Source organism: Caballeronia sp. LZ029 (genome assembly GCF_031451275.1).
Classification (GTDB): Bacteria; Pseudomonadota; Gammaproteobacteria; order Burkholderiales; family Burkholderiaceae; genus Caballeronia; species Caballeronia jiangsuensis.
In genome coordinates this window covers 518,900-545,093 of the sequence record NZ_JARUXO010000002.1, presented here as the reverse complement: position 1 = coordinate 545,093, position 26,194 = coordinate 518,900, and the positions used below count along the sequence as shown (strand labels likewise).

Genomic DNA, 26,194 nt, shown 5'->3' with positions numbered 1-26,194 from the left:
TCGGCCGTGGAGCCGATGGCAAGCTTCACTTCACGCCGAGTTCCTCACCGGGATGACGACGCGCCGCACCTTCGAAGACGCTCAGCGAAGCGAGACTTCGTCCGATCGTCGCGAGTGAGGAGGGCTGGCACATTTCGCCGTGTGCGCAATCGATATCGAAGTTCACGACAGCGCCTTCCGCCCGCTCGCGCCATTGCGCGACATGCCGCGCCTGACCGTCCGCTTCGGACCGCGTGGCCGTGAAGTAGACGATATCGCCGCCGAACTGCGCTGGCGCGAACGTGCCTTGCAGATGCATGTTCCGCCGCGTTGCATCGATCAGCGTCATCACGTGTCCATCGGTGATGTAGGCCGGAATCAGCCGATGCTGCCGCAGGGCGTCGACACGTTCCGTGGTCGTCTGCATCTCGCGAAGCGCGAGCGTCAGTTCCTCGGGCATGTTGGAAAAGGCCGCTGCCATGAGCGCGCATTCGTCGAATTCGCGTGCTTCCCGGCCATCGGGCAGACGCGAGTCCAGCAGAACGAGCTGATCGATGGTCTCGCCGGCGCGTTGAAGCTGCGTCGCCATTTCATAGGCAACCAGTCCACCGAAGGACCAGCCTAACAGCCGATAGGGCCCCTGAGGCTGAACGCTCCGGATGCGCGCGATGTAATCGCTCGCCATCTCTGCGATAGTCGCGGGACTGTAGTCGGGTTGCTGGAGCGCGGGCGTCTGCACGGCGTAGATTGGCCGATTTCCTTCGATGCTTTGAGCAAGTCCCGCGTAGCTCCAGGCGAGTCCGCCGACCGGATGAATGCAGAACAGCGGCGTGCCGTCGCCGGGGGTACGGATCGGCAGGATCGCGTCGAATTCCGTGTTCGAAGGGGCAGTGCTCAGATGGTCCGCCAGTTCGGCCACCGATGGGGCGTTGAACAAGACCCGGATGGATATGTTCTGGCCGAGCCGGGCGTCGATAAGCGCCATCAGTTGTACGGCGAGCAAGGAGTGTCCACCGAGCGAGAAGAAGTTATCGAAGACACTGACACGTTCGAGGCCGAGCACGCTGGCAAAGCACTCCGCGAGCGAATGTTCGAGCGACGTACGCGGTGCGACATAAGCGGCAAGGTCTTGCCACTGCGGATCGGGCAGCGCACGACGATCGAGCTTGCCGTTGGGCGTGAGCGGCAGCGCATCGAGCACGACGAAGGCCGACGGCACCATATAGTCGGGCAGACGCGAATCGAGATGCTCACGCAAGGCGCTCGTATCGATCGCGGATGTCAGCGTGACATACGCGACAAGCTGCTGATCCTGCTGGCGAGCACGCGCAATAACCACTGCCTCACGCACCGCCGGATGACTGGCGATCTGCGCTTCGATCTCACCCAGCTCGATCCGGAAGCCGCGAATCTTGACCTGATGATCGTTACGGCCGAGGAACTCGATATTGCCATCGGCACGATAACGTGCGACGTCGCCCGTGCGATACATACGCGCACCGGGAACAAACGGATCGTCGAGGAAACGCTCAGCGGTGAGATCGTCACGATTCAGATAACCCCGCGCCACGCCCGCACCACCGATATACAACTCGCCCACCGCACCCGGCGGCACCAGTTGATAGCGCTCATCGAGCAGATACATGCGAGTATTGGCGATCGGACGACCAACCGGCACCGTCGATGACGTACTCGCTTCGAGCCCGGTTTGATAGCACGAGGACCAGACCGTAGTTTCGGTAGGACCATAAAGATTCCACAACGACTTGACCTTCTCGCCCAGACGCGCAGCCAGTCCCTCGGACAAGGCTTCGCCACCGCACAACGCCGTGAGTTGTGCGGAGCCCGACCACTGCGCATCGAGCAGCATGCGCCAGGTTGCCGGAGTCGCCTGCATGAAGTGAATGCCGTGCTTCGCGAGCAGCGTTTGAAGCGCAAGCGGATCGGCTGCGTCGCTTCTGCGGGCAAGCACCACGCACGCACCGGTGCTCAAGGGCAGATACAGCTCCAGCCCGGCGATATCGAAGGAGATGGTCGTGACGGCGAGCAGCGTATCGGCTGCGCGCATCGCGGTGACATCGCGCATCGAGCAGAGGAAGTTCAGCATCTCGCGATGCTCGACCATCACGCCCTTGGGCTTGCCGGTCGAGCCGGAGGTGAAGAGCACGTAAGCGAGATGATGCGAAGCGACGTCTGTGTGCGGATCGTCTTGCGACAACGAGCTGTCAAGCGATGCATCGGGATCGAGTACGCGCAGAGAACCCGTATCGCCCAGCGCTTCACGGCCAGCTATATCGGCGATCAACAGCCGTGGCGTTGAGTCGGTGAGGATATGGCTCAGACGCTCGCCGGGATACGCCGGATCGAGCGGCACGTATGCACCGCCTGCCTTGAGTATCGCCATCAATGCGACGACCATGCCGATGCCACGCTCCACACACAGCGCCACGCGGTCTTCCGGCTGTACACCCAGCGCAATCAGATGATGTGCAAGCCGATTCGCACGCGCATTGAGCTGCGCGTAAGTCAGCGATTCATCTTCGAAGACGAGTGCAATAGCATCGGGCGTACGTTGCACCTGTTGCTCGAAGAGCTGATGAATGCACAGATGTTCGGGATAGGCGGCAGCGGTGTCGTTCCACGTCTGGACCAGCAAGGTGCGGGTCTCGGGCGGCAACACGTCGAGCTGATTCACCGGCGTCTGAGGGGCTTGTTCGAGCGCCTGCGCAAGACTCGACAGCGCCTGCTCCATGTAGCCGCACAGTTGCTCGGGCGACAACGGTGCGAGTGTCTGCGCAGTGAGGCCGAGGCTCTCGCCATCGTCTTCGACCGCGAGCATCAACGGATAGTTGGTGCGTTCTTCGGCGCCGAGCAGCTCGATACCGTCGAAGACCTGTTGTTCATCGGTCGAGGCCTGATTGTGGCGATAGTTGAGCAAGGCGCTGAAGAGCGGCGCGGGCGCGGCGACGCCACTGCATCGCTGAGCGAGCGCGAGCGGCGCGTGCTGATGCTGCAACAACGCGGCGAGCCGTTCATGCGTGTCACGCACGCTATCGATGACCGATGCATTGTTCACATCGAGACGAATCGGCAGCGTGTTGATGAGCAGACCCAGCGCCTGATCGACCCCTGCCTGCATACGTCCGAGCAGCACCGTACCGAACACGACGTGACCATCCGGATTTGACGCACTGGCAGCGTTGAGCACACGTGCCAGCGCGAGATGGCACAGGCTCGCGAGACTCACGCCGATGCTGCGGGCCTGAGTGCGCAGGCGCGTATTGAGCGATGCGGGCAACGTAACGCGCGCTTCGGCGACGGCCGAGCCATCGTGATGAACGTCGGTGAGGCCGAAGGGCAGCGTGGGTTCGCTGACTTGCGCGAGCATGTCGCGGAAGAACGCTTCGTGCTCTTGCCGGGTCGCGCCGAGCCGCGCCTGCGCGACCAGATCGCGGAACGGCTGAGCCGTGCCGAGCGTGTGTGCGCGACCATCGAGCAGTGCCGCGATTTCCTTCTGGACCACTTCCAACGTGACGTGATCGCCGATCAGGTGATGCCAGACGAGCAGCGCCAGCCAGCGTGCCGAGCCGGGTTCGCGAGCGAGGGTGAGTCGAAGCAGCGGAGCCTGAGCGAGAGAAAGACGCTGTGAGCGCGCATCGAAATGTCGAGCAAGCTGATCGGCAGCGTTGTCCTCCGTGAGACTGATCTCGTCGATCGACAGGGGCGCGTCACGCCAGACCACTTGCGCGGGCGTGCTGAGGCCGTCGTAGATGAAGGCGGTGCGCAGGATGTCATGGCGCTTGACCACCTCGCGCAAGGCATCGAGCCACGCATCGAGCCGCGCACGGCTATCGAAGGCGATACGCGCGGTTTGCAGATACGGATCGCCGTCGGTGGTCAGCATGTGATGGAACAGGATGCCTTCCTGAAGCGGCGCGAGCGCGTAGATATCCTGCACGTTGGCGAGGCCGCCGGGCACCTGAGCGACGATACGATCGATGTCCGTCTGCGTGAGCGTGATCAGCGGCAGCATGGGCGGCGTGAGTGCGGTGCAGTCAGGTGTTATCGCGTTGGCTGGTACGACAATCTCTGCGGCAACGGCACCATGTTCGAGCGAAGCCGCGAGCGCACAGAGCACGGGCGTGGCGAACAGGTCGCGCACGCTGGCATGCAGGCCGACGCGGCGCATGCGCTCGATGAGCGTCACGGCAAGCAACGAGTGGCCGCCGAGCGCGAAGAAGTTGTCCTGCCTGCCGACGCGTTCGAGGCCGAGCAATTCGGCCCACAGATCGGCGAGCGCGGTTTCGGTGGCACCTTGCGGCGCTTCGAAGGGACGCAGCGCGAAGGCATCGGCTTGCGGATCGGGCAATGCACGACGATCGAGTTTGCCGTTGGGCGTAAGCGGCAGCGCATCGAGCACGACGAAGGCCGAAGGCACCATGTAGTCGGGCAAGTGCGAGGCGAGGTATTCGCGCAGGGCGCTGACATCGATATCGGTGATCAGCGTGACATACGCGACGAGTTGCTGATCTTGCGATTCCTCATGCCGCGCACGGGCGATGACCACTGCTTCGCGCACCGCCGGATGATCGGTCAAATGCGCTTCGATCTCGCCGAGTTCGATACGGAAGCCGCGAATCTTGACCTGATGATCGTTGCGGCCGAGGAACTCGATGTTGCCATCGACGCGATAACGTGCGAGGTCGCCCGTGCGATACATGCGCGCGCCGGGAACGAAGGGATCGTCGAGGAAGCGCTCGGCAGTGAGTTCGGGCCGATTCAGATAGCCACGCGCCACGCCTGCTCCGCCGATATAGAGTTCGCCCACCGTGCCGAGCGGCACCGGCCGGCGTTGCGCATCGAGCAGATAAATCTGCGTGTTCGCGATGGGCTTGCCGATGGTCTCCGTCAAACGCTCGCCCTTGTGCATCTGTATCCAGGTCGAGTACGTCGTCGTCTCGGAGGGGCCGTACAGATTGCACAGCCGATCGATCCCGGTTTCCGCGAAGATTCGCTTCATCAGCGCGAGCTTCAGCGGCTCGCCGGCGAGGTTGATCGTCCGGACCGATGCCAGCGATGCGCATGCATCCAGCAGCGACGTGATAGCCGATGGCACCGTATTGATGAGGCTGACCTCCTGCGGACGCCTCATGAGCGCGAGGACGTTGTCGACCAGATGGACTGTTCCACCGCTTGTCAAGGGCGCGAAGCATTCGTAGATCGAGAGATCGAAATTGAGCGAGGTTGCGAACAACGTTTGCGAAAGCTCTTCCGGCGTGAAGGCCTCGTGACTCCAGGTCAGGAAGTTGACGGCGTTCCGGTGCTCGATGGCGACGCCCTTGGGCTTGCCGGTTGAGCCGGAGGTGTAGATCACGTACGCAAGGTGATGCGAGGCGACGTCCGTTTGCGGATCGTCTTGCGACAACGAGCCATCGAGCGATGTATCGGGATCGAGCGCGTTGAGCGTGCCGATATCGCCCAGTGCTTCACGTCCGGCTGCATCGGCGAGCAGCAGGCGCGGCGTGGCGTCGGTGAGGATATGACTCAGACGCTCGCCCGGATACGCCGGATCGAGCGGCACGTAAGCGCCTCCCGCTTTAAGTATCGCCATCAACGCCACGATCATGCCGATGCCACGCTCCATGCACAGCGCGACGCGTTCTTCCGGCCTCACACCCAGCGCGATCAGATGATGCGCAAGCCGGTTCGCACGCGCATTGAGTTGCGTATAAGTAAGCGATTCATCTTCGAAGACGAGCGCGAGCGCATCGGGTGTACGTTGAACCTGTTGCTCAAAGAGTCGATGAATGCACAGATGTTCGGGATAGGCAGTAGCCGTGTCGTTCCAACGTTCGAGCAGTGCGTGCTCTTCGGGCAATACTAGTTCGAGCGCATGCAGCGGCGCATCGGGTTGATCGAGCGCTTGTTGAAGCAATCGCGTGAAGCGTTCACCCAGCCGTGCAATGGTGACTTCATCGAACAGATCGGTGGCGTAGCTGAGCGTGCCTGCGAGACCATCTTGCGTATGCGTCAGACTCAGCGTGAGATCGAACTTGGCGCCGGCTTCGGCCCCAGGCAGCAAGGTCAGCGTGAGACCGGGCAAGGCGAGCGCCTCCATCGGTGCGTTCTGCAACACGAACATGACCTGAAACAGCGGCGTGCGACTGGTGTCGCGTACCGGCGCGAGCGCTTCGACCAGCTTTTCGAAGGGCAAATCCTGATGCGCATACGCGGCCAGCGTCGTATCGCGCACTTGTGCGAGCAGATCACGCAACGAGGGTGCGCCTGAAAGATCGGCACGCAGCACCAGCGTATTGACGAACAGGCCGATAAGCGGCTCGATTTGCGCATGTGTGCGATTGGCGATAGGCGAACCCACTGCAACCTCAGATTGCCCCGACAGCCGCGCGAGCAGCGTCTGGAACACGGCGAGCAGCAGCATGAAAGGCGTGACGCCTTCACGTTGAGCCAGCACATGCAGGCGATCGGAGAGTTCGGCGTTCAGCGCAAAGGGCAGCGTCGCACCGCGTCCGCTGATCTGCGCGGGACGTGGACGGTCGGTGGGCAGATCGAGCGGCGCGAGTCCGGCGAGTTGATTGCGCCAGTATTGAGTCTGGCGTTCGAGTTCCGAACCGGCGAGCCAGTCGCGTTGCCACAGCGTGTAGTCGGCGTATTGCACGGCAAGAGGCGGCAGCGCGAGCGGTTCATTGCGCGGCGCGGCGGTGTAACAGGCACCGAGTTCACGCACCAGCACACCGGTGGACCAGCCATCGGAGACGATGTGATGCATGGTGAACAGCAGGACGTGTTCGTCTTCTTCAAGGCGCAGCAGTTGAGCGCGCAGCAACGGGCCGCGTTGAAGATCGAAGGGACGACGCGCTTCGTCTTGTGCCAGTCGCTGGACATCGGCGGCTTGGGCATCAATGAGCGGCAGTGCAAGTTCCAGTGCCGGAGCGATGTGCTGCACAGCTTGACCATCGTGTTGTGCAAACGAAGTGCGCAGGCTTTCGTGACGGGCGACGAGCGCATTCAGAGCAGCATGGAACGCGCGAACATCGAGCGCACCATGCAGACGCAAGGCGATCGGGATGTGATACGTGGACTGTCCGGGGTTCAACTGTTCGAGGAACCACAGGCGTTCCTGTGCGAACGACAGTGGCACATGTGCTGGACGCGGACCCGCCTGCAAAGGCGGCAACGTGCCAGCGGACGGTCCGTTGAGGGACAGCGCCTCGCCAAGCGATGCAACGCTGGGCGCATCGAACAGGGTGCGCAAGGGCAATTCGATCGAAAGCGCTTCACGCAGACGAGACACGAGTTGTGTTGCGAGCAGCGAATGACCACCGAGCGAGAAGAAGTTATCGAAGACGCTGACGCGTTCGAGGCCGAGCACATTGGCGAAGCACTGCGCGAGCGAATGTTCGATCGACGTACGCGGTGCGACATAAGCGGCAAGGTCTTGCCACTGCGGATCGGGCAATGCACGGCGATCGAGCTTGCCATTGGGTGTCAGCGGCAGCGCATCGAGCACGACGAAGGCCGACGGCATCATGTAGTCGGGCAGACGTGAGTCGAGATGTTCACGCAAGGCGTTCGTATCGATCGCGGATACCAGCGTGACGTACGCGACAAGCTGCTGATCCTGCTGGCGCGCACGCGCAATAACCACCGCCTCCCGCACCGCCGGATGTTTGGCAATCTGCGCCTCGATCTCACCCAGTTCGATACGGAAGCCGCGAATCTTGACCTGATGATCGTTACGGCCGAGGAACTCGATATTGCCATCGGCACGATATCTTGCGAGGTCGCCCGTGCGATACATACGCGCACCGGGAACGAACGGATCATCGAGGAAACGTTCGGCGGTGAGATCGTCACGATTCAGATAACCCCGCGCCACTCCAGCCCCGCCGATATACAACTCGCCCACCGCACCCGGCGGCACCAGTTGATAGCGCTCATCGAGCAGATACATGCGAGTATTGGCGATCGGACGACCAACCGGCACCGTCGATGACGTACTCGCTTCGAGCCCGGTTTGATAGCACGAGGACCAGACCGTAGTTTCGGTAGGACCATAAAGATTCCACAACGACTTGACCTTCTCGCCCAGACGCGCAGCCAGTCCCTCGGACAAGGCTTCGCCACCGCACAACGCCGTGAGTTGTGCGGAGCCCGACCACTGCGCATCGAGCAGCATGCGCCAGGTTGCCGGAGTCGCCTGCATGAAGTGAATGCCGTGCTTCGCGAGCAGCGTTTGAAGCGCAAGCGGATCGGCTGCGTCGCTTCTGCGGGCAAGCACCACGCACGCACCGGTGCTCAAGGGCAGATACAGCTCCAGCCCGGCGATATCGAAGGAGATGGTCGTGACGGCGAGCAGCGTATCGGCTGCGCGCATCGCGGTGACATCGCGCATCGAGCAGAGGAAGTTCAGCATCTCGCGATGCTCGACCATCACGCCCTTGGGCTTGCCGGTCGAGCCGGAGGTGAAGAGCACGTAAGCGAGATGATGCGAAGCGACGTCTGTGTGCGGATCGTCTTGCGACAACGAGCTGTCAAGCGATGCATCGGGATCGAGTACGCGCAGAGAACCCGTATCGCCCAGCGCTTCACGGCCAGCTATATCGGCGATCAACAGCCGTGGCGTTGAGTCGGTGAGGATATGGCTCAGACGCTCGCCGGGATACGCCGGATCGAGCGGCACGTATGCACCGCCTGCCTTGAGTATCGCCATCAATGCGACGACCATGCCGATGCCACGCTCCACACACAGCGCCACGCGGTCTTCCGGCTGTACACCCAGCGCAATCAGATGATGTGCAAGCCGATTCGCACGCGCATTGAGCTGCGCGTAAGTCAGCGATTCATCTTCGAAGACGAGTGCAATAGCATCGGGCGTACGTTGCACCTGTTGCTCGAAGAGCTGATGAATGCACAGATGTTCGGGATAGGCGGCAGCGGTGTCGTTCCACGTCTGGACCAGCAAGGTGCGGGTCTCGGGCGGCAACACGTCGAGCTGATTCACCGGCGTCTGAGGGGCTTGTTCGAGCGCCTGCGCAAGACTCGACAGCGCCTGCTCCATGTAGCCGCACAGTTGCTCGGGCGACAACGGTGCGAGTGTCTGCGCAGTGAGGCCGAGGCTCTCGCCATCGTCTTCGACCGCGAGCATCAACGGATAGTTGGTGCGTTCTTCGGCGCCGAGCAGCTCGATACCGTCGAAGACCTGTTGTTCATCGGTCGAGGCCTGATTGTGGCGATAGTTGAGCAAGGCGCTGAAGAGCGGCGCGGGCGCGGCGACGCCACTGCATCGCTGAGCGAGCGCGAGCGGCGCGTGCTGATGCTGCAACAACGCGGCGAGCCGTTCATGCGTGTCACGCACGCTATCGATGACCGATGCATTGTTCACATCGAGACGAATCGGCAGCGTGTTGATGAGCAGACCCAGCGCCTGATCGACCCCTGCCTGCATACGTCCGAGCAGCACCGTACCGAACACGACGTGACCATCCGGATTTGACGCACTGGCAGCGTTGAGCACACGTGCCAGCGCGAGATGGCACAGGCTCGCGAGACTCACGCCGATGCTGCGGGCCTGAGTGCGCAGGCGCGTATTGAGCGATGCGGGCAACGTAACGCGCGCTTCGGCGACGGCCGAGCCATCGTGATGAACGTCGGTGAGGCCGAAGGGCAGCGTGGGTTCGCTGACTTGCGCGAGCATGTCGCGGAAGAACGCTTCGTGCTCTTGCCGGGTCGCGCCGAGCCGCGCCTGCGCGACCAGATCGCGGAACGGCTGAGCCGTGCCGAGCGTGTGTGCGCGACCATCGAGCAGTGCCGCGATTTCCTTCTGGACCACTTCCAACGTGACGTGATCGCCGATCAGGTGATGCCAGACGAGCAGCGCCAGCCAGCGTGCCGAGCCGGGTTCGCGAGCGAGGGTGAGTCGAAGCAGCGGAGCCTGAGCGAGAGAAAGACGCTGTGAGCGCGCATCGAAATGTCGAGCAAGCTGATCGGCAGCGTTGTCCTCCGTGAGACTGATCTCGTCGATCGACAGGGGCGCGTCACGCCAGACCACTTGCGCGGGCGTGCTGAGGCCGTCGTAGATGAAGGCGGTGCGCAGGATGTCATGGCGCTTGACCACCTCGCGCAAGGCATCGAGCCACGCATCGAGCCGCGCACGGCTATCGAAGGCGATACGCGCGGTTTGCAGATACGGATCGCCGTCGGTGGTCAGCATGTGATGGAACAGGATGCCTTCCTGAAGCGGCGCGAGCGCGTAGATATCCTGCACGTTGGCGAGGCCGCCGGGCACCTGAGCGACGATACGATCGATGTCCGTCTGCGTGAGCGTGATCAGCGGCAGCATGGGCGGCGTGAGTGCGGTGCAGTCAGGTGTTATCGCGTTGGCTGGTACGACAATCTCTGCGGCAACGGCACCATGTTCGAGCGAAGCCGCGAGCGCACAGAGCACGGGCGTGGCGAACAGGTCGCGCACGCTGGCATGCAGGCCGACGCGGCGCATGCGCTCGATGAGCGTCACGGCAAGCAACGAGTGGCCGCCGAGCGCGAAGAAGTTGTCCTGCCTGCCGACGCGTTCGAGGCCGAGCAATTCGGCCCACAGATCGGCGAGCGCGGTTTCGGTGGCACCTTGCGGCGCTTCGAAGGGACGCAGCGCGAAGGCATCGGCTTGCGGATCGGGCAATGCACGACGATCGAGTTTGCCGTTGGGCGTAAGCGGCAGCGCATCGAGCACGACGAAAGCCGAAGGCACCATGTAGTCGGGCAGGTGCGAGGCGAGATATTCGCGCAGGGCGCTGACATCGATATCGGATGTCAGCGTGACATACGCGACGAGTTGCTGATCGTGAGACTCCTCATGCCGCGCACGCGCGATGACCACCGCTTCGCGTACCGCCGGATGATCGGTCAAATGCGCTTCGATCTCGCCGAGCTCGATACGGAAGCCGCGAATCTTGACCTGATGATCGTTGCGGCCAAGGAACTCGATGTTACCGTCGGCGCGATAACGTGCGAGGTCGCCCGTGCGGTACATGCGCGCGCCGGGAACGAAGGGACTGGCGACGAACCGTTGCGCGGTAAGCGCCGCGCGCCGAAGATAACCGTCCGCGAGACCCGCACCACCGATATAAAGCTCGCCGATGACGCCGATCGGCACATGGCGCAGGTTTTCATCGAGCACGTATGCGCGTGTATTGGCGAGCGGCTGTCCGATGGGAATCGACGTGCCATAGGAGATGGCGTCGTTCAGCGCGTGGGTCAGCACGCCCACGGTTGTTTCCGTCGGACCATAGTGATTGAGGACGCGCAGGCCGGGCTTCAGCGCCTGCAAGGACATGATCCAGTCGGAGCGGGTCGCTTCTCCGCCCAGCACCAGCAATTGCGCGGGCAATGCAGGCGTATCGAGCGTCACGTCGACGAGCGCGCGCAGATGACCGGGCACGATCTTCAGCACATCGATATTGCGTTCACGCATGTATTGCCCGAAGAGGTAGCCATCGGACGTCCGCTCGGTCGACAGCACGTGCAGTTCATGCCCTGCCACCAGCGCACCGAACAGGATCGTATGGCCGAGGTCGGTGGCGATGGTCGAAGCCAGGGCCATGCTGCTCTGCGCGCGGACGTTCATTCTCGCCAGCACGCCGCTCAGATAATTGGCGAGGTTCCGGTGACTCAGGACGACGCCCTTCGGCTTGCCCGTGGAGCCGGAGGTGTAGATCACATAGGCCGGGTGACGGGAGAACACGTTGGCGGCGGGGTCCGTATCCGCGCAGGTTTCGATACGACTCGCTTCGACGTCGGGACAGACTACGTTCACGTTCCGCGCGATGTCCGTGAAGCGTTCGAGAAGCTGCGGTTCAGTAAGGAGCAACGACACTTGCGCATCGTCGAGCATGTACTCGAGCCGTTCGGCGACAGAGGTGGGATCGAGCGGCACGTACGCACCGCCTGCCTTGAGTATCGCCATCAACGCGACGACCATGCCGATGCCACGCTCCATGCACAGCGCGACGCGTTCTTCCGGCCTTACACCCAGCGCGATCAGATGATGGGCAAGCCGGTTTGCACGCGCATTGAGTTGCGCATAGGTCAGCGATTCATCTTCGAAAACGAGCGCGATGGCATCGGGCGTACGTCGAACCTGTTGCTCGAAGAGCTGATGAATGCACAGATGTTCTGGATAGGCAGCAGCCGTGTCGTTCCAACTTTCGAGCAGTGCGTGCTCTTCGGGCAACACGAGTTCGAGCGCATGCAGCGGCGCATCGGGCTGATCGAGCGCTTGTTGAAGCAAGCGCTTGAAGCGTTCACCCAGCCGCGCGATGGTGCGCTCATCGAACAAGTCGGTCGCATAGCTGAGCGTGCCTGCAAGACCGTCTTGTGTGTGCATCAGACTCAGCGTGAGGTCGAACTTGGCGCCGGCTTCGGCCCCGGGCAGCAAGGTCAGCGTGAGGCCGGGCAAGGCGAGCGCTTCCATCGGCGCGTTCTGCAACACGAACATGACCTGAAACAGCGGCGTGCGGCTCGTGTCGCGTACCGGCGCGAGCGCTTCGACCAGCTTCTCGAAGGGCAGATCCTGATGCGCATAGGCGGCAAGCGTCGTGTCGCGCACTTGCTCAAGCAGATCACGCAAGGAAGGTGAGCCGGACAGATCGGCACGAAGCACCAGCGTATTGACGAACAGGCCGATAAGCGGCTCGATCTGCGCATGTGTGCGATTGGCAATAGGCGAACCGACAGCAACTTCAGATTGCCCCGACAACCGCGCGAGCAGCGTCTGGAACACGGCGAGCAGCAACATGAAAGGCGTGACGCCTTCACGTTGAGCGAGCGCATGCAGGCGCTCTGAGAGCTCGGCGTTCAGCGCGAAGGGCAGCGTCGCACCGCGTCCGCTGATCTGCGCGGGGCGTGGACGATCGGTAGGCAGATCGAGTGGCGCAAGTTCAGCGAGTTGATTGCGCCAGTATTGAGTCTGTCGATCGAGTTCAGCGCCGGCGAGCCAGTCGCGTTGCCACAGCGTGTAGTCGGCGTATTGCACGGCCAGAGGCGGCAGTGCCGGAGGTTCATTGCGCAGTGCAGCGGTGTAGCAGGCGCCGAGTTCACGTACCAGCACGCCAGTGGACCAGCCATCGGAAACGATGTGATGCATGGTGAACAGCAAGACGTGCTCATCGTCTTCAAGGCGCAGCAGTTGAGCGCGCAGCAACGGACCGCGTTGAAGATCGAAGGGACGACGCGCTTCGTCTTGTGCCAGGCGCTGGACATCGGCGGCTTGGGCGTCGATGATCGGCAGTGCGAGTTCCAGTGCCGGAGCGATGTGCTGCACGGCCTGACCATCGTGTTGCGCAAAGGACGTGCGCAGGCTCTCGTGACGCGCCACGAGCGCATTCAGAGCAGCATGAAACGCACGAACATCGAGCGCGCCATGCAGACGCAAGGCGATCGGGATGTGATACGTGGACTGTCCGGGATTCAACTGTTCGAGGAACCACAGGCGTTCCTGTGCGAAGGACAGTGGCACATGTGCTGGACGCGGACCTGCCTCCAAAGGCGGCAACGTGCCAGTAGATGGTTCATTGAGTGATAATGCCTCGGCAAGCGAAGCAACGCTGGGTGCATCGAACAGCGTGCGCAAGGGCAACTCGATAGAAAGCGCTTCACGCAGACGCGACACGAGTTGTGTCGCGAGCAGCGAATGTCCACCGAGCGAGAAGAAGTTATCGAAGACACTGACACGTTCGAGACCGAGCACGCTGGCGAAGCACTGCGCAAGCGAATGTTCGAGTGAGGTGCGCGGTGCGACATAAGCGGCGAGGTCTTGCCACTGCGGATCAGGCAGCGCGCGGCGATCGAGCTTGCCATTGGGTGTCAGCGGCAACGCATCGAGCACGACGAAGGCAGACGGCACCATATAGTCGGGCAGACGCGAATCGAGATGTTCACGCAAGGCGCTCGTGTCGATCTCGGATGTCAGCGTGACGTACCCGACAAGCTGCTGATCCTGCTGTCGAGCACGCGCGATAACCACCGCCTCCCGCACCGCCGGATGACTGGCGATCTGCGCCTCGATCTCACCCAGTTCGATACGGAAGCCACGAATCTTGACCTGATGATCGTTACGGCCGAGGAATTCGATATTCCCATCGGCGCGATATCTTGCGAGGTCGCCCGTGCGATACATACGCGCACCGGGAACGAACGGATCATCGAGGAAACGCTCGGCAGTGAGATCGTCACGATTCAGATAACCCCGCGCCACGCCTGCACCACCGATATACAACTCGCCCACCGCGCCCGGCGGCATCAACCGACGTTGCGCATCGAGCAGATAGATGCGTGCGTTCGCAATCGGCTTGCCGATGACGGGCTGCATCTGTTCAATTGTGATCTCCGTGAGAGCGGCATCCACGGTGCACTCGGTCGGACCATAGACGTTGAACGCGCGGATCTGATCGGCATGTGCGAGCTGAATCCATGTCTGCTGCGAGAGTGCTTCGCCGCCCACCAGCAACGTCAGCTCGGATCGCCGCTGTTCGAGCAGGCCGGTGGTGATCAACACGTCGAGCTGGGTGGGTGTGCAGTCGAGCACATCGACGTCGCGCGCATCGAGAAATTCGATCAACGCAGAGCCATCGGTGCGCACATCCGCTGGGATCAAAATCAGTCGATGTCCCGCGAGCAAGGACGTGAGGCTCTTCAGCGAGGAGTCGAATGCGATGCTTGCATTCAGACTGACGCCGGAGTTCGGAGCGCAATGCGCGAACACCGTCGATTGCAATGCGCGATGGAGATACGCGACATTGCGATGCTCGACCATCACGCCCTTGGGCTTGCCAGTGGAACCGGACGTGTAGATCACGTACGCAAGATGATGCGGAGCGACGTCCGTTTGCGGATCGTCTTGCGACAGCGAGCCATCGAGCGATGCAGCGGGATCGAGCACGGTGAGCGTGCCGATATCGCCCAGCGCTTCGCGTCCGGCTGCATCAGCGAGCAGCAGGCGGGGCGTGGCATCGGTGAGGATATGACTCAGACGTTCGCCCGGATACGCCGGATCGAGCGGCACGTAAGCGCCGCCTGCCTTGAGTATCGCCATCAACGCGACGATCATGCCGATGCCACGCTCCATGCACAGCGCCACGCGTTCTTCCGGCTTCACGCCCAGCGCGATCAGATGATGCGCAAGCTGGTTCGCACGCGCATTGAGTTGCGCGTAGGTCAGCGACTCATCTTCGAAGACGAGTGCGAGCGCATCGGGCGTACGTAGTACCTGTTGCTCGAAGAGTTCATGAATGCACAGGTGTTCGGGATAGGCAGCAGCCGTGTCGTTCCAGCGTTCAAGCAATGCGTGCTCTTCCGGCAATACCAGTTCGAGCGCATGCAGCGGCGCATCGGGTTGATCGAGCGCTTGTTGAAGCAATCGCGTGAAGCGTTCACCCAGCCGTGCGATGGTGACTTCATCGAACAGATCGGTGGCGTAACTGAGTGTGCCTGCAAGCCCGTCTTGCGTATGCGTCAGACTCAACGTGAGATCGAACTTGGCGCCGGCTTCGGCCCCGGGCAGCAAGGTCAGCGTGAGGCCAGGCAAGGCGAGCGCTTCCATCGGCGCGTTCTGCAACACGAACATGACCTGAAACAGCGGCGTGCGACTGGTATCGCGAACCGGCGCGAGCGCTTCGACCAGCTTCTCGAAAGGCAAATCCTGATGCGCATACGCGGCCAGCGTCGTGTCGCGCACTTGCGCGAGCAGATCGCGCAAGGAGGGCGAGCCGGACAGATCGGCACGCAGCACCAGCGTATTGACGAACAGGCCGATAAGCGGCTCGATTTGCGCATGTGTGCGATTGGCAATAGGCGAACCAACAGCAACCTCGGATTGCCCCGACAAGCGCGCGAGCAGCGTCTGGAACACAGCGAGCAGCAACATAAAGGGCGTGACGCCTTCACGTTGAGCCAGCGTATGCAGGCGCTCTGAGAGTTCGGCGTTCAGCGCGAAGGGCAGCGTCGCACCGCGTCCGCTGATCTGCGCGGGCCGTGGACGATCGGTGGGCAGATCGAGCGGCGCGAGTTCGGCGAGCTGATTGCGCCAGTATTGAGTCTGTCGATCGAGTTCAGCGCCGGCGAGCCAGTCGCGTTGCCACAGCGTGTAGTCGGCGTATTGCACGGCCAGAGGCGGAAGCGCGAGCGGTTCATTGCGCAGTGCGGCGGTGTAGCAGGCGCCGAGTTCACGTACCAGCACGCCGGTGGACCAGCCATCGGAGACGATGTGATGCATGGTGAACAGCAGGACGTGTTCGTCTTCTTCAAGGCGCAGCAGTTGAGCACGCAGCAACGGACCGCGCTGAAGATCGAAGGGACGACGCGCTTCGTCTTGTGCCAGACGCTGGACTTCAGTGGCGTGGACATCGATGATCGGCAGTGCAAGTTCCAGTTCATGAGCGATGTGCTGTACGGCCTGACCGTCGTGTTGCGCAAACGAAGTGCGCAGGCTTTCGTGACGGGCGACGAGCGCATTCAGCGCGGCATGAAACGCACGAACATCGAGCGAGCCATGCAGACGCAAGGCGATCGGGATGTGATACGTGGACTGCCCGGGATTCAACTGTTCGAGGAACCAGAGGCGTTCCTGTGCGAAGGACAGTGGCACGTGTGCCGGACGTGCAAGTGCTTGCAAAGGCGGCAACGTGCCAGTAGATGGTTCTTCGAGCGACAGCGCCTCAGCGAGCGATGCAACGCTGGGCGCATCGAACAGCGTGCGCAAGGGCAACTCGATAGAGAGCGCTTCACGCAGACGCGAAACGAGTTGCGTCGCGAGCAGCGAATGACCACCGAGCGAGAAGAAGTTATCGAAGACACTGACACGTTCGAGACCGAGCACACTGGCGAAGCACTGCGCGAGCGAATGTTCGATCGACGTGCGCGGCGCGACGTAAGCGGCAAGGTCTTGCCACTGCGGATCAGGCAATGCACGGCGATCGAGCTTGCCATTGGGTGTGAGAGGCAGCGCATCGAGCACGACGAAGGCGGACGGCACCATATAGTCGGGCAGACGCGAATCGAGATGTTCACGCAAGGCGCTCGTATCGATCTCGGATACCAGCGTGACATAAGCGACAAGCTGCTGATCCTGCGTCTTTTCATGTCGAGCACGCGCAATAACCACCGCCTCCCGCACAGCCGGATGACTGGCGATCTGCGCCTCGATCTCACCCAGTTCGATACGGAAGCCGCGAATCTTGACCTGATGATCGTTGCGGCCGAGGAATTCGATATTCCCATCGGCACGATATCTTGCGAGATCGCCCGTGCGATACATACGCGCACCGGGAACAAACGGATCATCGAGGAAACGTTCGGCGGTAAGCTCAGGACGATTGAGGTAACCCCGCGACACACCCGCGCCGCCGACATACAACTCGCCCACCGCACCCGGCGGCATCAACTGACGCTGCGCATCGAGCAGATAGATGCGTGTATTGGCAATGGGCCGGCCGATCGGCACCAGATTCGTTTCTTCAGGAAGGCATCGATACGCCGTCGCCCATACAGTCGCTTCGGTCGGACCGTATTCGTTATAGAGCAGCACTGGCCGGGGCAGTGTCGAGCTTTGTCGCGCGAGATTCGGCGGACACGCTTCGCCCGCGACGATGATCTCGCGAAGCTTATGCTCTCCGCTCGACGACATGCTGTCGAGAATGGCCTGACCGAGCGACGGCACGCATAACACGCGCGTAATGTCTCGATTGCGCACGAGCCTGATGATTGCGTTCGGATCTCTTGCAGTGTCGATATCGACGAGAGCGAGGCAACCTCCGTTCGTGAGCGTCCCGAAGAGACCGGCGACGGAACTGTCGAAGGCGAGGGACGAAAGCAGCAGGAAGCGCTCGTTGGCTGCGTGCTCGTAGAACTGGTGGCGGGCGAAGGTGGATGCGACCAGCGTCCGGTGCTCGATCGCGACGCCCTTGGGCTTGCCGGTTGAACCGGACGTGTAGATCACGTACGCAAGGTGATGCGGGGTGACGTCCGTTTGCGGATCGTCTTGCGACAGCGAGCCGTCGAGCGATGCAGCGGGATCGAGCACGGTGAGCGTGCCGGTATCGCCCAATGCTTCACGTCCGGCGGCATCAGCGAGCAGCAGGCGGGGCGTGGCATCGGTGAGGATATGACTCAGACGTTCGCCCGGATACGCCGGATCGAGCGGCACGTAGGCACCGCCTGCTTTAAGTATCGCCATCAACGCGACGATCATGCCGATGCCACGCTCCATGCACAGCGCCACGCGATCTTCAGGACGCACACCCAGCGCGATCAGATGATGCGCAAGCCGGTTCGCACGCGCATTGAGTTGCGCATACGTGAGCGACTCATCTTCGAAGACGAGCGCGATGGCATCGGGCGTGCGTCGAACCTGTTGCTCAAAGAGTTGATGAATGCACAGATGTTCGGGATAGGCAGCAGCCGTGTCGTTCCAACTTTCGAGCAGTGCGCGCTCTTCCGGCAATACCAGTTCAAGCGCATGCAGCGGCGCATCGGGCTGATCGAGCGCTTGTTGAAGCAATCGCGTGAAGCGTTCACCCAGCCGTGCGATGGTGACCTCATCGAACAGATCAGTGGCGTAGCTGAGCGTGCCTGCAAGACTGTCTTGCGTATGCGTCAGACTCAGCGTGAGATCGAACTTGGCGCCCGCTTCGGCTGCGGGCAGCAAGGTCAGCGTGAGACCAGGCAAGGCGAGCGCTTCCATCGGCGCGTTCTGCAACACGAACATGACCTGGAACAGCGGCGTGCGGCTCGTATCGCGTACCGGCGCGAGCGCTTCGACCAGCTTTTCGAAGGGCAAATCCTGATGCGCATACGCGGCCAGCGTCGTGTCGCGCACTTGCGCGAGCAGATCGCGCAAGGAGGGCGAGCCGGACAGATCGGCACGCAGGACAAGGGTATTGACGAACAGGCCGATAAGCGGCTCGATCTGCGCATGTGTGCGATTGGCAATAGGCGAGCCAACAGCGACTTCAGATTGCCCCGACAGCCGCGCGAGCAATGTCTGGAACACGGCGAGCAGCAGCATGAAAGGCGTGACGCCTTCGCGTTGAGCGAGCGCATGCAGGCGATCGGTGACCTCGGTGTTCAGCGCGAAGGGCAGCGTCGCACCGCGTCCGCTGATCTGCGCCGGGCGTGGACGATCGGTGGGCAGATCGAGCGGCGCGAGTTCGGCGAGTTGACTGCGCCAGTATTGAGTCTGTCGATCGAGTTCGGCACCGGCAAGCCAGTCGCGTTGCCACAGGGTGTAGTCGGCGTATTGCACGGCCAGGGGTTCCAGCGGCGGAGGTTCATTGCGCAGTGCAGCGGTGTAGCAGGCACCGAGTTCACGCACCAGCACGCCGGTGGACCAGCCATCGGAGACGATGTGATGCATGGTGAACAGCAGAACGTGTTCGTCTTCTTCGAGGCGCAGCAGTTGAGCGCGCAGCAACGGACCGCGTTGAAGATCGAAGGGACGACGTGCTTCGTCTTGTGCCAGTCGCCGGACTTCAGTGGCGTGGACATCGATGAGCGGCAGTGAAAGTTCCAGTGTCGGAGCGATGTGCTGTACGGCTTGACCGTCGTGTTGAGCAAAGGACGTGCGAAGGCTCTCGTGACGCGCGACGAGCGCATTCAGCGCGGCATGGAACGCTCGAACATCGAGTGAGCCATGCAGACGCAGGGCGATCGGAATGTGATACGTGGACTGTCCAGGATTCAACTGTTCGAGGAACCACAGGCGTTCCTGTGCGAACGACAGCGGCACATACGCAGGGCGCTCAAGTGCCTCCAAAGGCGGCAACGTGCCAGTAGATGGTTCGTCAAGTGACAGCGCCTCGGCTAGCGAAGCAACGCTGGGCGCATCGAAAAGCGTGCGCAAGGGCAACTCGATCAAAAGCGCTTCACGCAGACGCGACACAAGCTGCGTCGCGAGCAGGGAATGACCCCCGAGCGAGAAGAAGTTATCGAAGACACTGACACGTTCGAGACCGAGCACACTGGCAAAGCACTCCGCGAGCGAATGTTCGAGCGACGTGCGCGGCGCGACATAAGCAGCAAGGTCTTGCCACTGCGGATCGGGCAATGCACGACGATCGAGCTTGCCATTGGGCGTCAGAGGCAGCGCATCGAGCACGACGAAGGCCGATGGCACCATATAGTCGGGCAGACGCGAGTCGAGATGTTCACGCAGCGCGTTCACGTCGATCTCGGATACCAGCGTGACATAAGCGACAAGCTGCTGATCCTGCGAATCCTGCTGTCGAGCACGCGCGATAACCACCGCCTCCCGCACCGCCGGATGACTGGCGATCTGCGCCTCGATCTCACCCAGCTCGATCCGGAAGCCGCGAATCTTGACCTGATGATCGTTACGACCAAAGAACTCCAGACTGCCATCGCTAAGATAACGTCCAAGGTCACCGGTCCGATAAAGACGCCCGCCCGAAACGAACGGATCATCGATAAAACGTTCGGCCGTAAGCTCCGGACGATTCAGATAACCCCGCGCCACGCCCGCGCCCCCGACATACAACTCGCCCACCGCACCGACAGGCGCGAGCCGACCTTGCGCATCGAACAGATAGACCGTCAGATCGGGAATACGCACGCCGATCGGGCTGCTGCTGACCGCACAGTCATCGCGAGTCAGCGGCCGGTACGTCACGTGCACGGTCGTCTCGGTAATGCCGTACATGTTGATCAGACGCGGCTTCTGGTCCGAATGCCGCGCGTACCACGGTTCGAGCATCGACGGATTCAGCGCCTCGCCGCCGAAGATCACATAGCGCAACGCATCGGGCGCATCGTTCGTTTCCTGCGCCTGAATGAGCGCGCGAAACGCGCTGGGCGTCTGATTCAGAACGGTCACGCCCTCGCGCTGAAGCAGGCCAAGGAAGTCGGGTGCGAAGCGCGCCACATGCTGCGGCACGATCACGAGTTTGCCGCCGTAGCGCAGCGCGCCCCACAACTCCCAGACCGAAAAATCGAAGGCGAACGAGTGGAACAGGCACCAGACATCGCGCTCGTCGAAGCCGAACCAGTCCTGCGTGGCATCGAAGAGACGCACGATCTGCGCATGTTCGACCATCACGCCCTTGGGCTTGCCGGTCGAGCCCGAGGTGTAGATCACATAGGCGAGATGAGGAGGCGCGACGGGCGTTTGCGGATCGTCCTGGGGCAGCGTGTCATCGAGCGATGCATCGGGATCGAGCACGGTCAGCGCGCCGGTATCGCCGAGCGCTTCACGGCCGGCCGCATCGGCGAGAAGGAGCCGGGGCGTGGAGTCGGTGAGGATATGGCTCAGACGTTCGCCCGAATAAGCCGGATCGAGCGGCACGTATGCGCCGCCCGCCTTGAGTATCGCCAGGAGCGCGACGATCATGCCGATGCCACGCTCCACACACAACGCCACGCGATCTTCCGGGCATACGCCCAGCGCGATCAGACGATGTGCAAGCTGATTCGCACGTGCATTGAGTTGCCCATACGTCAGCGACGCGTCCTCGAAGACGAGCGCGATGGCATCGGGCGTTCGTCGAGCCTGTTGCTCGAAGAGCTGATGGATGCAGTAACCCGACGGATACGTTGCGCCCGTGTCGTTCCATGTATGCACGAGCAGGTTGCGGACGGCGGGCGGCAACACGTCGAGCTGATTCACCGGCGTATCGGGCGCCTGTTCGAGCGCCTGCGCAAGGCTCGAAAGCGCCTGCTCCATATATCCGCACAACTGCTCGGGCGACAGCGGCGCGACGGTCTGCGCGGTGAGTTCGAGGCTGTCGCCGTTATCGTCGATCGAAAGCGTCAGCGGATAGTTGGTGCGCTCCTCCGCGCCGAGCAGTTCGATACCTTCGAAGGCTTCGCGCTCATCCGCCGATGCCTGATTGTGGCGATAGTTGAGCAGCGCGCTGAAGAGCGGCGCGGGAGCCGCGACGCCACTGCATCGCTGTGCGAGCGCGAGCGGCGCATGCTGATGCTGCAACAGCGCCGCGAGACGCTCATGCGTGCGGCGCGCGCTATCGGCGACCGATGCATCGTTCACGTCGAGGCGAATCGGCAGCGTGTTGATCAAAAGGCCGAGCGCCTGATCGACACCCGCCTGCATGCGTCCGAGCAGCACGGTGCCGAACACGATGCGCCCATCCGAATCGAGCGCGCTGCCCGCACTGAGCACGCGCGCCCAGGCGAGATGACACAGGCTCGCAAGACTCACGCCGATGCTTTTGGCCTGAGCGCGCAGACGCGTATCGAGCGACGCCGGCAGCGTCGCGTGTGCTTCGGCGACGGCCGAGCCGTCATGATGAACGTCGGTGAGGCCGAAGGGCAGCGTGGGTTCGCTCACGTCGGCGAGCATGTCGCGGAAGAAGGTTTCGTGCGCGTCCTGAGCCGCACCGAGCCGCGCCTGTGCGACCAGATCGCGGAACGGCTGGGCCGCGCCGAGCGACTGTCCCCGGCCGTTGAGGATCGCGCCGATTTCCGCATGCATGACTTCCAGCGTCGCGTGATCGCCGATCAGGTGATGCCAGTTCAATTGCACGAGCCAGCGCCCGCTTTCCGATTCGGGGGCAAGCGCTATCCGCATCAATGGAGCCTGCGTGAGATCGAGGCGTTGTGTGCGGGCATCGAAATGTCGGGCAAGCTGTTCCGCGGCGTCGCCCTGCGTGATCGCGATTTCGTTAATGGACACGGGTGCCTTGCGCCAGACCACTTGCGCGGGCGTGCTGAGTCCATCGTGGATGAACGCGGTGCGCAGGATATCGTGCCGCTCGACGACCTGTTGCAGCGCATCGAGCCATGCATCGAGACGGGCGCGGCTGTCGAAGGCGAGGCGCGCCGTTTGCAGATACGGATCGCCTTCCGTCGTCAGCATGTGATGGAACAGGATGCCGTCCTGAAGTGGGGCAAGAGCATAGATATCCTGAACATTCGCGAGCCCGCCGGGCACCTGTTCGACGATGCGATCGATATCCGTCTGCGTCAGCGTGATGAGCGGAAGCATGTCCGGCGTGATCGCGGTGCAGCCGGGCGTTATCGCGTTGGCCGGCACGACGATCTCGGGCTTCGGCGCGGCATGTTCGAGCGAAGCCGCGAGCGCGCTGAGCACCGGCGTGGCGAACAGGTCGCGCACGCTGGCATGCAGGCCGATGCGCCGCAGCCGTTCGATGAGCGTCACCGCAAGCAGCGAGTGGCCGCCGAGGGCGAAGAAGTTGTCGTGACGGCCCACGCGTTCCAGGCCGAGCGATTCGGCCCACAGATCGGCGAGCGCGATTTCGGTTCGGCCCTGCGGTGCTTCGAACGGACGCAACGCGAACGCATCGGCTTGCGGATCGGGCAGCGCGCGGCGATCGAGCTTGCCGCTGGGCGTGAGCGGCAGCGCGTCGAGCGTGACGAAGGCCGAAGGCACCATGTAGTCAGGCAGACGCGAGGCGAGATGCTCACGCAGCGCGCTGGCATCGGTCCCGGAAAAGAGCGTGACATAGGCGACGAGCTGCTGATCCTGCGAACCCTGATGCCGCGCCCGCGCGATGACCACCGCCTCACGCACCGAAGGATGCGCGAGGATTTGCGTTTCGATCTCGCCGGGTTCGATACGAAAGCCGCGAATCTTGATCTGATGATCGTTGCGGCCGAGGAACTCGATATTGCCGTCGAGCTGAAAGCGCGCCAGATCGCCGGTGCGGTAGATGCGTGCGCCCGGAACGAAGGGATCGTCGAGGAAGCGCTCAGCGGTGAGTTCGGGCCGGTTCAGATAGCCGCGCGCCACGCCCGCGCCGCCGATATAGAGTTCGCCCACCGCGCCGGGAGGCACCGCGCGCCGCAGCGCATCGAGAACATAGGTGCGCGTATTGGCGAGCGGCTTGCCGATGACGGGTCGCGCCTGTTCGGTCGTGATCTCCGCGACCGTCGCATCGACCGTGCATTCGGTCGGACCATAGACGTTGAAGGCGCGTATCTGCTCGGCCCGTGCGAGACGGTTCCACGTCTGCGGCGTGAGCGGCTCGCCGCCCACGAGCACCGTCAGCGGCGACGTGCGTTGTTCGAGCAGACCCGCGGAGAAGAGGGAATCGAGCTGCGTCGGCGTGCAGTCGAACACATCGATGCGGGCGGTATCGAGAAACTCGACCAGGGCCATCGCATCGGTGCGCACGTCGGCGGGAACGATGACGAGCCGATGTCCGCCGAGCAGCGCGGTGAGGTTTTGCACCGAGGCATCGAAGGCGATGCTGGCGTTCAGCGTCACGCCCGAGTGCGGGGCGCAATGCGCGAACACCGTCGAATGCAGCGCGTGATGCAGATTCACCACATGGCGATGCTCGACCATCACGCCCTTCGGCTTGCCGGTCGAGCCGGACGTATAGATCGCGTAGGCGAGATGATGCGAGGCGAGGCCGGGCACGAGCGGATCGCCTTGCGGGAGTGCATCGTCGTGCGACGCGTCGGGATCGAGAACGGCGAGCGCGCCGGTATCGCCCAGCGCCTTGCGTCCGGCGGCATCGGCGATCAGGAGCACGGGCGCCGTATCGCCGAGGATGTAGCTCAGGCGCTCGCCCGGATAGGCCGGATCGAGCGGAATATAGCCGCCGCCGGACTTGAGTATCCCGAACAGCGCGACGATCGCGCCGATGCCGCGCGCCATGCACAGCGCCACGCGGTCTTCCGGACGCACGCCCGCCGCGATCAGCCGATGCGCGAGACGATTCGCACGCGCATTGAGTTGCGCGAACGTGAGCGACTCGCCGTCGCATTCGAGCGCGATGGCATCGGGCGAGCGTCGAACCTGATCTTCGAGAAGCTGATGAATGCACAGATGCTCGGGATAAGGCGCGGCCGTGTCGTTCCACAACTGGAGCCACGCCTTTCTCTCGGGCAGAAGGAGCTCGAACGAATGCAGCGGCGCTTCGGGCTGCTCGAGCGCGTTTTCGAGCAGACGCGTGATGCGCCTTGCATGGGCATCCACGTCTTCGGACGAATAGAGCGACGGATTGCCGTCGAACATCAGTTCGATACCGAGTTCGTCGCCCTCGTCGTGGATGATCAGCGCGAGATCGTCGGGGGTTCCGTAGAAAGAGCGATTCGATCCGATGCGGCAGCCGGCGAACTCCAGCGCGAGGCTATAGTCCGGCATGATATTGACCGTGGGGCCGAAGAGCGGCCTGTCGGATTCGATGCGCCCCACATCGCGCCGTATGTCTTTCACACGATAGCGTTGATGACGCAGGATGCGCCGGCTCTGCCGCGAGACGTCGCCGAGCAGATCGATGATGGACGTATCCGCGCCGAGCATCGCGCGCAATGGCAATGCGTTGGACATCATGCCGGGCACGTTTCTCGCCCGCCGGCCGACTCGCGCCGTGACCGGAAAGCCGAGCACCACTTCGGGCTGTCCGCTCAGACGCGCGACATACGCGGCCATGACCGCCGTGACGAACTGCGGCCACGTCGCGCCGTGGCGTTCGGCGACTTGCCGAAGACGCTGCGTCGTTTCGGATGACAGACGCATCTGCGCGATCGCCTGTGTGGTGATGTCCGCGCGAATCGGCTCGTGCGCCATGCACTCGGCGAGAATCACCGGCTCGGGGCAGTCCGCCAGATATTCGCGCCAGAACTGCTGATCGCTCTCGAACGCATTCGACGCGCGATACGCGTTATCGTCGTCGATCAGTTCGGCGAGTTGTCCCCACGCGCACGGCGCGGGCTCGCGTCCTTCGACCAGCGCCGAATAAATCGCCGCGAGGCGTTGCGTGAAAAGGAAGAACGAAAAGCCGTCGAACGCGATGTGATGTATCCGCTGGAACAGGAAGAACCGCGTCGGGCCTGCCTGGAAAAGCTGACCGTCGAACAGCGGGTATCGGTCGAGATCGATGGCGCTGGCGAGCGCGGCCTGCACTTCCCGATCGATCGCTTCGACAGGATCGGGCGCATCGCTGACATCGACGACCCGAAGCGCGAAATCTTCCATCTCGTCCGGCACCACCTGATGCGGCATGCCATCCGTGACGACGATGCGCACCTGCATCGCCTGCGCTTCGCCGACCGTCCGGCGCAGCGCCGCGTTGAGCGCTTCGACATCGAGCGGTCCGATGATCTCCGTCAGCTGCGCGAGATTGAAGCGCGGATCGCGCAAATCGAGTTGCTGTCGAAAGAAGATGCCCGATTGAGCGGGGGCGAGAGGAAGGCTGAGCAT

General features: G+C 62.6%; 1 protein-coding gene. It reads right to left on the bottom strand.

Annotated features, from left to right (window positions below; genetic code table 11):
• Window positions 1-25 precede the first annotated feature (25 nt).
• Entirely contained in the window at window positions 26-26,194 is a 26,169-nt protein-coding gene (locus tag QCE73_RS17305; RefSeq protein ID WP_309882572.1) for a non-ribosomal peptide synthase/polyketide synthase, read from the bottom strand.

Bases quoted from the DNA above. Each gene is read 5' to 3' on its own strand.
- QCE73_RS17305 (WP_309882572.1), bottom strand. From the start codon at position 26,194: ATGCTCAGCCTTCCTCTCGCCCCCGCTCAATCGGGCATCTTCTTTCGA.